The sequence below is a fragment of the Polaromonas sp. YR568 genome, assembly GCF_943369675.1.
Lineage (GTDB): Bacteria > Pseudomonadota > Gammaproteobacteria > Burkholderiales > Burkholderiaceae_C > Polaromonas.
This window is the reverse complement of sequence record NZ_CALROB020000006.1, coordinates 1-12,198: the sequence shown is the minus strand read 5'-3', so window position 1 is coordinate 12,198 and position 12,198 is coordinate 1. Positions and strand designations below refer to the sequence as shown.

The following is a 12,198-nucleotide window of genomic DNA, read 5'->3' as shown; positions in this document are numbered from 1 at the left end:
CTCAGACGTGAACCAGCGTTCCCTCGTCTTCGCCCTGCACCACGCGTTTGAGCGCGCCGTGCTTGAAAATGCTGAACACCTTGATGGGCAGCTTCTGGTCGCGGCACAGCGCAAAGGCGGTGGCATCCATGACCTCGAGGTTTTTACCCATGGCCTCATCAAACGTGATGTTGGTGTAGCGCGTGGCTTTCGGGTCCTTCTTGGGGTCCGCAGTGTACACACCGTCGACCTTGGTGGCCTTCAGCACGATCTCAGCGCCGATCTCAGCGCCGCGCAATGCGGCCGCCGTGTCGGTGGTGAAAAACGGGTTGCCGGTGCCTGCCGCGAAGATGACGACCTTGCCCTCTTCGAGGTACTGCAGGGCCTTGGGTCGGACATAGGGCTCGACCACGCGCTCAATGCCGATCGCCGACATCACACGGGCGATCAGCCCGGCCTTGTCCATGGTGTCGCCCAAAGCCAGGGCGTTCATCACGGTGGCCAGCATGCCCATGTAGTCGGCGGTGGCGCGGTCCATGCCGACCGAACCGCCGGCCACGCCGCGGAAAATGTTGCCGCCGCCTATGACCACCGCCACCTCGACACCCATACGGGTGACTTCGGCGATTTCCTCGACCATGCGCACGATGGTGGCGCGGTTGATGCCGAAAGCGTCATCGCCCATCAGGGCCTCACCTGACAGTTTTAACAAGATTCGCTTGTAGGCTGGCATGTGAGAGGCTCCTGTAGGGGTTATGGATAAGTTTAGCGGCCTTCCGGCGGGGCGGGAAACGATCAGGCCGACTTGGCGGCAGCCACCTGGGCGGCAACCTCTGCGGCGAAATCGTCAACCTTCTTCTCGATGCCTTCGCCGACGACGTACAGCGTGAAGGACTTCACCGCGGTGCCCTTTTCCTTCAGCATCTGCTCGACGGTCTGCTTGTCGTTCTTGACGAAAGCCTGGTTGTGCAGGCTGACTTCCTTCAGGTACTTCTGCACGCCGCCTTCGATGCGCTTGGCAACGATTTCCGGCGACTGCACGGGCTTGCCTTCAGCGGTGGCCTTGGCGGCGTCTTCGGCGGCCTTGGCGGCAGCCACGGAACGTTCTTTGGCGACCAGCTCGGCAGGCACGTCGGCGCTCGACAGGGACACCGGCTTCATGGCCGCCACATGCATGGCGACGTCCTTGGCGGCGGCTTCGTCGCCGTCAAACTCGACAACCACGCCGATGCGCGTGCCGTGCAGGTAGGAAGCCAGTTTGCCGGTGGCGAAACGCTGGAAGCGGCGAACGCTCATGTTCTCGCCGATCTTGCCGATCAGGCCCTTACGCACGTCTTCCACCGTCGGGCCGAAGCCGTCCAGGGTGAGCGGCATGGCGCCGACCGCGGCCACGTCGGCCGGGTTGTTCTTGACGATGCCTTCAGCGACGGCATTGGTGAACGCCAGGAAGCTGTCGTTCTTGGTCACGAAATCGGTTTCGCAGTTGATTTCAACCAGCGCGCCGATGCCGCCTTCGGTGTGGTACGCGATCACGCCTTCGGCGGTGATGCGGGAAGCGGCCTTGCCGGCCTTGTTACCGAGCTTGACGCGCAGGATTTCCTCGGCCTTTTCGAAGTTGCCTTCGGCTTCGGTGAGCGCTTTTTTGCACTCCATCATGGGGGCGTCGGTCTTGGCGCGCAGTTCAGCGACCATGCTTGCAGTAATTGCCATTTTTGATTCTCCGTTTGTCGTGTTGACAGGGATGGGCCGACAGGGCCGCTCCCTTCTTGATGCTCAAGTTGTGAAAAAGGGGCTACGCGAGCCCCTTTTTCGCGTCTAACGCAGCGCCATCGCTGGCGCGCTCAATCAGCCAGCGGCGTTTTCCACTTCCACAAATTCATCCGAGTTCTCGGTCGACACCGCCTTGACGACGTCATTCACGGCGTTGGCGCGGCCTTCAATGATCGCGTCGGCGATGCCGCGCGCGTACAGCGCGACAGCCTTGGAGGAGTCGTCGTTGCCGGGGATCACGTAATCGATGCCGATAGGCGAGTGGTTGGAGTCAACCACGCCGATCAGGGGGATGCCGAGCTTCTTGGCTTCCAGGATCGCGATCTTGTGGAAACCCACGTCGATCACGAAGATGGCGTCCGGCAGGGCGTTCATGTCCTGAATGCCGCCGATGTCTTTTTCAAGCTTTTCGATTTCACGCTTGAAGGTGAGCTGTTCTTTTTTGCTGATGGAGTCGAGGCCGGCTTCCTGCTGGGCTTTCATCTCTTTCAGGCGCTTGATCGACGTCTTGACCGTCTTGAAGTTGGTCAGCATGCCGCCCAGCCAGCGCTGGTCAACGTAGGGAACGCCGGCGCGCTTGGCTTCGGTGGCGACGATTTCGCGGGCCTGGCGCTTGGTGCCCACCATCAGGATGGTGCCGCGGTTGGCGGACAGCTGCTTGGCGAACTTCATCGCCTCCTGGTACATCGGCAGCGATTTTTCCAGGTTGATGATGTGGATGCGGTTGCGATGGCCAAAGATATAGGGGGCCATCTTCGGGTCCCAGAAGCGGGTTTGGTGTCCGAAATGAACGCCTGCTTCCAGCATTTCGCGCATAGTGGTCGACATAAAAATTCTCCAGAAGGTTGTGTCTAAAATCAGCGCTTATCGCCCCGGCGGTCTCTTCTAGAGAATTTCCGGGGCAACACCTTGGGTGGCTGATTTGCGATTTACCTTGCGAACAACAAAATCGTCATTCACAAAGCCTGTCGAGTATAACATCCTCCCGCCCTTCTCTCTCGCACCCCTTCCCATCCTATGAGCCAGACACCCCCTTCAGGCGACCTCCATGCCGTTCGCCAGGCACTCCAGGAGGGTCATCTGCAACCCCGGGACGTCCTGGCGCAAGCCGCCCATACCGCGCAAAGCCCCGCATGCCAGCATGTTTTCATGCCCAATGCCGGCCCCGGCGACATGCCGGAAACGCTGAAAACGACTCCGTCCGGCGCTCTGGACCTTCCTTTGGGCGGAATTCCGGTGTCGATCAAGGATTTGTTCGACGTGGCCGGCCAGACCACCGCAGCAGGCTCCACGGTGCTGGCACAGGCCGCCCCGGCCCAGTCCGACTGCCCCGCAGTGGCCCGCCTGCGGAAAGCCGGCGCGGCGGTGGTGGGACGCACCAACATGGTCGAATTCGCTTTTTCGGGCGTGGGGATCAACCCGCACTACGGCACGCCGGCCAATCCGGCCAACCCGGACACGCCACGCATCCCGGGCGGTTCGTCGTCGGGCGCGGCCGTATCGGTGGCGACCGGCGCGGCCCTGGTGGGCCTGGGCTCCGACACCGGCGGCTCGATACGCATTCCGGCGGCGCTCTGCGGCATCGTCGGCTTCAAGAGCACGGCACGCCTGGTGCCGACCGCGGGCGCCCTGCCCCTGTCCACCAGCCTGGACACCGTGTGCGCCTTGACGCGCTCCGTGCGCGATGCCGTCACCGTGCACGAGGTGCTGGCGGCGCGCGAAGTCGCGCTGACAGGCAAACCGCTGTCCGGATACAGGCTGGCCGTGGCCGGCACGCTGATGCAGGACGCGTTGGGCCGCACGGTCGCCCAGGCTTTTGAGCGCAGCCTGCAGCTCCTGCGGGACGCCGGCGCGAAGATCGTGGAAATCCCGCTGGTGGAGATCGGCGAACTGGCGGCCATCAACGCCACCGGCGGCTTGTCCGCGGCTGAAAGCTACGTCTGGCACCGCAAGCTGATTGCCGAACACCAGGCCAGCTACGACCCACGCGTCGCGCTGCGCATCCTGCGCGGCGCCAGCATGGGCGCGGCCGACTACATCGACCTCGTGGCGGCACGCCAGGCCTGGATCGCCCGCATGGAAACGCGCCTGGAAGGCTTTGACGCGGTGCTGTCGCCGACAGTGCCCCTGGTCGCGCCGCCGATTGCCAGCGTGCTGAACGACGATGCCGAGTTTTTCAGAGTCAACGGCCTTTTGCTGCGCAACACTTCCGTGGTTAACATGCTCGACGGCTGCGCGATCTCCCTGCCCTGCCACACGCCCGGCCAGTTGCCCGTGGGCCTGATGCTCTGGCATGCGGCGATGCACGACGATACGGTGCTGGACCTGGCCCTGCAGGTGGAAGCCGCCCTGGCACTCTCGCTCCAGTAATAAAGACAACGACAGCCCGCACTTGGCTTGACAGGGCTTGCGGCCTGCTCCATTCATAAAACCAATGCACAACACGACTTCCCGCACTCGACGCCGCAGCGGCGCGCTCGCATGAAAGTTGCCGTTATCGGCGCCGGCATCATCGGCATCACCACCGCCTACGAATTGGCCCTGGACGGCCACGAAGTCACCGTGTTCGAGCGCAGGGGCGCGGCGGCCGAGGAAACCAGCTTTGCCAACGCCGGCCTGGTTGCGCCCGGCTACGTCACGCCATGGGCCGCGCCCGGCATGCCGGGCAAGGTCCTCAGCCACCTGTTCAGCCGCCATGCGCCCGTCAAGCTCGCCCTGCCGCTGTCGGCGAGCGAGCTGGCCTGGATGTGGAAATGGTTTCGCGCCTGCAAGCTGGAAACCTACCTGGCAAACCGCGCGCGCATGCAGCGCCTGGCCTTCTACAGCCGCGAAAGGCTGCACCACCTGACGGCCGAACTGGAACTCGAATACGACGGCAGCCCGGGCTACATGGTGCTGCTGCGTTCCGAAAAAGACAGCAAACTGGTGCAGCCGGGCCTGGCGGTGTTGCGCGAAGCCGGCGTGGTGTTCAAGGAAATCGGCCTCGACGAAGTCCTCAAGATCGAACCGGCACTGAACACGGAAACCCCTTTCCTGGGCGCCGTGCACCTGCCGAACGACGAGGTGGCAAACTGCCGGCAGTTTGCGCTGCTGCTGAAGAACGAAGCCCAGCGCATCGGCGTGAACTTTGAGTTCAACACCACCGTGGCCCGGCTTGATCCATCGCGGCCGGCGAGCATTTTTCTGGCCCATGAAAGTGCGCCGCGCAGCTTCGACCGCGTGGTCATGTGCGCCGGCCTGGCCTCGGCGCAACTCATCAAGCCGCTGGGCCTGAAGATTCCCATGGCGGCGGTCTACGGCTACTCCATCAGCGCGCCAATCCGCGAACCCCTGAACGCGCCGCGCAGCGCGCTGATGGACGAGCACTACAAGGTGGCGATTTCGCGCCTGGGCAACCGCGTTCGTGTAGCCGGGAGCGCCGAGATCGGCGGCTCGCTGGAGAACAAACGCGCCGCGTCGCTGCAGACCCTTTACAAGGTCTTGCACGACTGGTTTCCGGGCGCGGCCCAGCTTGCCAACACCGGCTCCAGCGTGCAGGAATGGAAAGGCGCGCGGCCCATGCTGCCCGACGGGCCGCCCATCCTCGGTGATAGCGGCATCGCTGGCCTCTGGCTCAACCTGGGCCACGGCTCCAGCGGCTGGGCGCTCAGTTGCGGCAGCGCGCGGGTGCTGGCCGACCTGATGGCGGGCAAAAACGCCGACATCGACATGGAAGGACTGGGCATCGCGCGCCTGGCTTGACACCGGGGCGCCGCACGCCCGCCAGGACGCGGCTCCTTGCGACGGAAAAGCCGGTAGCCGCACAATCGGGCCATGCGAAAAATCTCCAGCGCTCACAGCGAGCCGCTCCACAGCGTGGCGGCCACCCGCGAACTTGAACGGCAAGCCGCTGCCGGCTTGCCGGCGCATACGCTAATGCAGCGAGCCGGCCTCTCGGCAGCGCGCCTGGCGCTGGCCCTGGCACCGCACGCGCGGCACATCTGGATTGCCTGCGGGCCGGGAAACAACGGGGGCGATGGGTTCGAGGCCGCGATGCACCTGCACCGCTGGGGCAAAACCGTGACCCTGACCTGGACCGGTTTGCCGTCGGGAAGCGCCAACCAGCCACCCGACGCTCAGGCCTCGCGCGAACGCGCCCTGGCAGCAGGCGTGCCCATGGCCGGCGTGCCGCCTGAAAACTTTGATTTCTGCATAGATGCGCTGCTCGGCATAGGCGGCGCGCTGGACCCGGCCCGCCCCGGCACGCCCCTGATGCTGGAATGGCTGGCACACATGCAGGCGAGCGGCACACCGCGCCTGGCGGTGGACGTGCCGACCGGCCTTGACGCGGACACCGGAACTTTCACCGAAGGGTTTGCCGCAGCCCCAAACGTTTCTACCTTGAGCCTTCTGACACTCAAGCCGGGACTGTTCACCGCAAACGGACGCGATCGTGCGGGCCAGGTGTGGTTTGACGATCTTGGCACGGTCTCCATCCAGAGCGATGCACCGCAAATTTGGCTTCTGGGCGCCGACCGGGTCCCGCAACCAGCGAAGCAAGCCAACGCGCATGCCAGCCACAAAGGCAGTTTCGGAGACGTGGCGGTGCTGGGTGGGGAATCCACCGCGCACAGCCATATGGCCGGCGCCGCGCTGCTGGCCGCGCGTGCCGCGCTGCACGCGGGCGCGGGCCGGGTGTTTGTGGCACTCCTCGGCAGCCCCATCATGGCCGTAGACCCGCAGCAACCCGAACTGATGTTCCGCTCGCCTGAAGCGCTGGACCTGGCCCAGCAGGTGGTGGTATGCGGCTGCGGAGGCGGTGATGCGGTACGCACCGCACTGCCCAGGGTGTTGTCGACCGCGCCTCGCCTGGTGCTGGATGCGGACGCGCTGAATGCCATCGCCGCGGACACGCAGTTGCACACCCAGCTCACGGCCCGCCACCACCGCGGCTACGCGACGGTGCTGACACCGCATCCGCTGGAAGCGGCCCGGCTGGTGGGTACCAGCGTCAAAGAAATACAGGCCGACCGGCTCGCGTCAGCACGGCAGCTGGCCGAACGCTTTCAGTGCGTCGTGGTACTCAAAGGCTCCGGGACCGTGATCGCAGCACCCGGGCGGCCCAGCGCCATCAACAGCAGCGGCAATGCCTTGCTGGCCACGGCGGGCACCGGCGATGTGCTGGCAGGCATGCTGGGGGCCGGCATGGCCGGTGGAATGGAAGCTTTTGAGGCGGCTTGCAGCGCCGTGTTTGCACACGGCCGCATCGCCGACGAATGGCCGGCCCGTGGTGGCGGGCAGGCGCTGACGGCGTCAGCGCTGGCCAGCGCCTAAACGAGGATCATCAAGGCGATCTGCAGCAGCACGATCAGCACCAGCGCCGAGAGGTCGACCCCGCCCACTGCCGGGATCACCCGGCGCAGCGGTGCCAGCATGGGCTCGGTCAGGCGGCCCAGCAAAGCATAGGCCGGCGAACCAGGTTGCACCCAGGAAAGGATGGCAAAACCCAGCACCAGGATGAACAGGGTTTGCAGGGCAACGCGCACCAGCATCTTCAGCGCGAAGGACAGGAGCGTCAGCAGCACCATGGGCGCCAGCTCAAGCGCACCCATCAGCATGCCGAACAACAACGCCCACAGCAGCGCATAAGCCAGCGCCAGAATCACTGCGGCAATCACGCTGGCCCAGTCCACCCGCGATTGCGCCAGTGACCCGGGCAGCGTACGGCGCAAGGGCTTGACCAGCCAGTCGGTCACCGCCATCACAAAGCGGCCCGGCTGGGCGCTCATATTGACGCGGACCCAGTTCATCCAGGCGCGCAGCAGCGCCGCGGCAATCAGCAGGAAGAAAAGGGTTTCCAGAAGAAACGCCAGGATACGGATCAGCATGCGCGGCCTGCCCTGTGTGAGAAAAAGCGGTGGGTCAAACAATCCATGTGCATTCCTAGCGGCGCGGCTTCTTGCCCTGTTTGCGCCCTGGGTTGCCCGCGGCTTTTTTGACGGCCGCCTTCAAGGCCTGGATGGGCGACTTGGGCGTGCGCTCGCTGCCGGCGCTTCGGCTCGCACTGCCGCTGTCGCGGCTGCCTGCACGGGTTTCCGTGCGCTTGCCAGCCGTCTTTTTACCGGCCTTGCCGTTACGGGCATCACCGGGATGGCGCGCGGCCCCGCGCTCCTGCGCCGGCAGTTCCGCCGCATGGCCACCGGTCTTGTCCTTCATGGCGCGCCCAACCAGGTCCTGGCCTTCGTTCACCAGGCGGAAGTCGATCTTGCGGCCGTCCAGGTCCACCCGGCTAACCTGCACCCGTACCCGCGTGCCGATGGCATAACGAATGCCGGTGCGCTCGCCGCGCAGTTCCTGGCGGGCTTCGTCGAAACGGAAGTATTCGCCGCCCAGCTCGGTGATATGCACAAGGCCTTCAACGTACATCGCATCCAGCGTGACGAAGATACCGAAACCGGTGGCCGCCGTGACGACGCCGCCGAATTCCTCGCCGAGATGCTCGCGCATGTACTTGCACTTGAGCCAGGCTTCGACGTCGCGGCTGGCCTCGTCGGCGCGGCGTTCGTTGGCGCTGCAATGCAGGCCGGCCGCTTGCCAGGCGAGCTCGTCGGCGCTGGCTTTTTTGGGTTTCTGTGTCGGCTCCTTGACGCGCGAGGCCAGCCGCTTGGACAGCTTGGCCTCGGCCTCTCCCGGCGTGGGCAGGGTCGGCAACTGGTACTTGGCCTTGTTCAGCACCGCCTTGATGACGCGGTGCACCAGCAGGTCGGGATAGCGCCGGATCGGGCTGGTGAAATGGGTGTAGGCCTCGTACGCCAGGCCGAAGTGGCCGCTGTTCATGGGCGTATAGATGGCCTGCTGCATGGAGCGCAGCAGCATCGAATGGATTTGCTGCGCGTCCGGCCTGTCCTTGGTGGCCAGCGCGATCTTCTGGAATTCGCCGGGCTCCGGATCGTCGCTGATGGTCATGCCGACGCCGGCCGCCTTCAGGTAGTTGCGCAGCATGTCCTTCTTCTCGGGCGTCGGGCCTTCGTGCACGCGGTACAGACCCACGTGCTTGCTTTGCGAAATGAAGTCGGCCGAGCAGACGTTGGCGGCCAGCATGGCCTCCTCGATCAGGCGGTGCGCCACATTGCGGGTGCGGGGCACGATCTTTTCAATCCGCCCGGCTTCGTCGCAGACGATTTGCGTTTCTGTGGTTTCAAAATCCACCGCCCCGCGCACGCCGCGCTCCTTGAGCAGCGCCTGGTAGACGTCGTGCAGGTCGAGCAGGTGCGGCACCAGCGCCTTGCGCTGCGCGGCTTCGGGGCCCCGGGTGTTGGCCAGGATGGCTGCCACCTCGGTGTAGGTGAAGCGCGCCTGGCTGAACATCACGGCCGGGTAGAACTGGTAGGCATGGACCTCGCCCTTGGCGTTGACCAGCATGTCGCAGACCATGCACAGGCGCTCGACATTGGGGTTGAGCGAGCACAGGCCGTTGGAGAGTTTCTCCGGCAGCATGGGAATCACGCGGCGCGGGAAGTACACGCTGGTGGCGCGGTCGTAGGCATCGATGTCGATGGCGCTGCCGGTTTCCACATAGTGGCTCACGTCGGCAATCGCCACCAGCAGGCGCCAACCCTTGCCACGGCCGACCTTGGCCGGCTCGCAGTACACGGCGTCGTCAAAGTCACGGGCGTCTTCACCGTCAATGGTGACCAGCGGCACGTCGGTCAGGTCGACGCGGTGCTTTTTGTCGGCCGGGCGCACGGCGTCCGGCAACGAGCGGGCCAGGGCAAGCGCCTCGTCGCTGAATTCATGCGGCACGCCGTACTTGCGCACGGCGATTTCGATTTCCATGCCGGGGTCGTCGATTTCGCCCAGCACTTCCTTGACTCGGCCCACGGGCTGGCCGAACAACGCTGGCGGCTCTGTCAGTTGCACCACCACCACCTGGCCGGCCTTGGCCGTGCCGGTGGCGCCTTTGGGAATCAGCACGTCCTGGCCGTAGCGCTTGTCTTCGGGCGCAACCAGCCAGACGCCGCTTTCCTGCAGCAGGCGGCCGATGATGGGGTTGGAGGAGCGCTCGATGATCTCGGTCACGCGGCCTTCGGGCCGGTTTTTGCGGTCATGGCGCACGATGCGCGCCTTGACGCGGTCCTTGTGCAGTACCGCGCGCATCTCATTGGGCGGCAGGTAAATATCCGCTTCGCCGTCGTCGCGCAATACGAAACCATGGCCGTCGCGGTGGCCGGAAACGGTGCCCTCGAATTCAGCGAGCAAACCGGAGGAATGGGCGGACGATCCGCCCGCATGGGAGTGAGTTGTTTTGATAAAAAGTCTCTTTTTGTTGGAGGCTGCTGGCTTTGAGTATGCAGCCGAAATATTTCAGGAAAATTTGCGGGCCATGGCCTGAGAATGCATTGAAGTAATGGTACACTGCTAGCTGTGCCCGGGTGGCGGAATTGGTAGACGCGCACGGTTCAGGTCCGTGTATCGCAAGATGTGGAGATTCGAGTTCTCTCCCGGGCACCAGATACACCAAACAGCTTTGCCAGACTCTGAAACGAGCTCTGGAATAAAGCAAGATTAAAGCCACTGTGATCCAGTGGCTTTTTTTGTGGCCGGCCCCCCTTCTTCAGGTCCGGCTTTCCGTCCGCCGTCTTAATCAAACAGGCACGGCAATCAGGTCGTGGCCCTGGGTTCCGACGATGCGGGCCCGGGTGAATTCGCCGACCTTCAGCGTCTTGCTGATTTTTTCGGGCGGCAACAGCTTGACCACGCCGTCGATCTCGGGCGCATCGGCATAAGAACGCCCTGTGCCGCCTTTTCGGCCCAGCGCCGGCGCCGAATCCACCAGCACTTGCATGGTCGCGCCTATGCGCTGCTGCAGCTTCTGGCTGGACACCGCCTCGGCCACCGCCATGAAACGGGCGCGCCGCTCTTCACGCAATTCCATCGGCAGCATGCCGGGAATCTCGTTGGCCGTTGCGCCTTCCACGGCGCTGTAGGCAAAGCAACCCGCACGGTCGATTTTGGCCTCGCGCATGAAATCGAGCAGGTGCTCGAACTCCGCTTCGGTCTCACCGGGAAAACCGGCGATAAAGGTGCTGCGGATCACGATCTCGGGGCAGATCTCGCGCCAACGCGCAATGCGCTCGAGGTTTTTTTCGCCGCTGGCCGGCCGCTTCATGCGCTTGAGCACATCGGGGTGGCTGTGCTGCAGCGGCACGTCCAGGTAGGGGAGCACCTTGCCGGTGGCCATCAGCGGCAGCACTTCATCCACACTTGGGTATGGATAAACATAATGCAAGCGCACCCAGGCGCCGTAAGGCTCGGCGATTTCACCCAGCGTCTGCACCAGCTCCAGCATGCGCGTCTTGACGGGTTTGCCGTCCCAGAAGCCGGTTCGGTATTTGACGTCCACGCCGTAGGCTGAGGTGTCCTGGCTGATCACCAGCAGTTCCTTGACGCCGCCCTCAAACAGTGCACGCGCCTCATTGAGCACGTCGCCTATGGGCCGCGACACCAGGTCGCCGCGCATGGAGGGAATGATGCAGAAGGTGCAGCGGTGGTTGCAGCCTTCGCTGATTTTCAAGTAGGCGTAATGCCGGGGCGTGAGCTTGATGCCGGCAATACCGAATGCGTTGGGCACCAGGTCCACAAAAGGATCGTGCGGCTTGGGCAGGTTCAGGTGCACCGCGTCCATGACTTCCTGGGTGGCGTGCGGGCCGGTGACGGCCAGCACGCTGGGGTGCATCTGGCGCACCAGGTTGCCGCCGTCTTCGCCCGCCTTGGCGCCCAGGCAACCGGTGACGATGACCCGGCCGTTTTCGGCCAGCGCCTCGCCTATGGTGTCCAGGCTTTCCTTGACGGCGTCATCGATGAAACCGCAGGTGTTGACGATAACCAGGTCCGCGCCCTCAAAGGTTTTGGAGGTCTGGTAGCCCTCGGCGCTCAGTTGCGTGAGGATCAGCTCGGAGTCGGTCAGGGCTTTGGGGCAGCCCAGGCTGACAAAACCGACGCGAGGCGCGGCTTTGAAATTGACGGATGCGGGTGGGGAAATAACTTCGCTCATGGGGTCTATTGTCTCAGGGTAGGCGTCAGGGCGAACCGTGAACCCTGGATGGCCTTCAATGGCCTGTCAGCGCACGGGCACATTGCCCGGCGTTCAGTTCACTTCTTGAGGCCGAAGGCCTGCAACATCTGCTCGCTCTGCTTTTGCATCTGCTCCTGCATCTGCGTGAAAACACTTTTGGATTGCTCCACGTAAGTGCCCATCATGCCTTGCATCATGGGCGACTGGGCGTTCATGAACTGCGCCCACATTTCGGGGCTCAGCCCTTTGGACTGCTCGGCCATCTTGACCTGCAGGTCCATGAAACTCTGGACGTTTTTTTCCAGGTAAGCGCCCATGAAGCTCTGCATCGCATTACCGTAAAAACGGATGATATTGGCCAACACGGCCTCGGTGAACATGGGCTCGCCGCCGGA

10 protein-coding genes and 1 tRNA gene are annotated in these 12,198 nt (G+C 64.0%); 4 read left to right on the top strand and 7 right to left on the bottom strand.

The window, feature by feature from the left end; all coding sequences use genetic code 11:
* Position 1: 1 nt before the first annotated feature.
* From pyrH to rpsB, 3 genes are all read right to left on the bottom strand, one after another.
* A complete protein-coding gene (pyrH, locus tag ACLV8F_RS04390; RefSeq protein ID WP_036838012.1) occupies positions 2-712 on the bottom strand; it encodes a UMP kinase in 711 nt (236 codons plus the stop codon).
* A gap of 62 nt (positions 713-774) precedes the next feature.
* Positions 775-1,689 (bottom strand): translation elongation factor Ts, encoded by a 915-nt coding sequence (tsf, locus tag ACLV8F_RS04385; protein WP_411883028.1) that lies wholly within the window; start codon positions 1,687-1,689, stop codon positions 775-777.
* A gap of 135 nt (positions 1,690-1,824) precedes the next feature.
* Entirely contained in the window at positions 1,825-2,577 is a 753-nt protein-coding gene (gene rpsB, locus ACLV8F_RS04380; protein WP_411877710.1) for a 30S ribosomal protein S2, read from the bottom strand.
* A gap of 189 nt (positions 2,578-2,766) precedes the next feature.
* Here rpsB and ACLV8F_RS04375 point away from each other — a divergent pair, with 189 nt between their 5' ends.
* From ACLV8F_RS04375 to ACLV8F_RS04365, 3 genes are all read left to right on the top strand, one after another.
* Positions 2,767-4,119, top strand: coding sequence for an amidase (locus tag ACLV8F_RS04375; RefSeq protein ID WP_411883027.1), 1,353 nt, complete (start codon positions 2,767-2,769; stop codon positions 4,117-4,119).
* 111 nt (positions 4,120-4,230) lie between these two features.
* The gene (locus tag ACLV8F_RS04370; protein WP_411883026.1) at positions 4,231-5,490 is read left to right on the top strand and encodes a D-amino acid dehydrogenase; all 1,260 of its coding nucleotides are present in this window, start codon (positions 4,231-4,233) and stop codon (positions 5,488-5,490) included.
* Positions 5,491-5,562: 72 nt separating this feature from the next.
* On the top strand, positions 5,563-7,062 hold the full coding sequence (locus tag ACLV8F_RS04365) for an NAD(P)H-hydrate dehydratase (RefSeq protein ID WP_411883025.1): 1,500 nt from the start codon (positions 5,563-5,565) through the stop codon (positions 7,060-7,062).
* On the opposite strand, the gene ACLV8F_RS04360 is transcribed toward ACLV8F_RS04365, so the two are convergent.
* On the bottom strand, positions 7,059-7,616 hold the full coding sequence (locus tag ACLV8F_RS04360; protein WP_411883024.1) for a YggT family protein: 558 nt from the start codon (positions 7,614-7,616) through the stop codon (positions 7,059-7,061). The genes ACLV8F_RS04365 and ACLV8F_RS04360 overlap by 4 nt on opposite strands.
* 55 nt (positions 7,617-7,671) lie before the next feature.
* On the bottom strand, positions 7,672-9,987 hold the full coding sequence (rnr, locus tag ACLV8F_RS04355; RefSeq protein ID WP_411883023.1) for a ribonuclease R: 2,316 nt from the start codon (positions 9,985-9,987) through the stop codon (positions 7,672-7,674).
* Between the two features lie 167 nt (positions 9,988-10,154).
* Between rnr and ACLV8F_RS04350 the strand changes: the two genes are divergently transcribed.
* Positions 10,155-10,239: transfer RNA gene (locus ACLV8F_RS04350), tRNA-Leu, on the top strand.
* 133 nt (positions 10,240-10,372) lie between these two features.
* Here ACLV8F_RS04350 and rimO read toward each other — a convergent pair.
* Together rimO and ACLV8F_RS04340 are read right to left on the bottom strand one after the other, a co-directional pair.
* The gene (gene rimO / locus ACLV8F_RS04345; protein ID WP_411883022.1) at positions 10,373-11,782 is read right to left on the bottom strand and encodes a 30S ribosomal protein S12 methylthiotransferase RimO; all 1,410 of its coding nucleotides are present in this window, start codon (positions 11,780-11,782) and stop codon (positions 10,373-10,375) included.
* Between the two features lie 98 nt (positions 11,783-11,880).
* On the bottom strand, positions 11,881-12,198 hold a 318-nt coding region (locus ACLV8F_RS04340; RefSeq protein ID WP_411883021.1), incomplete at its 5' end, for a PHB accumulation regulatory domain-containing protein.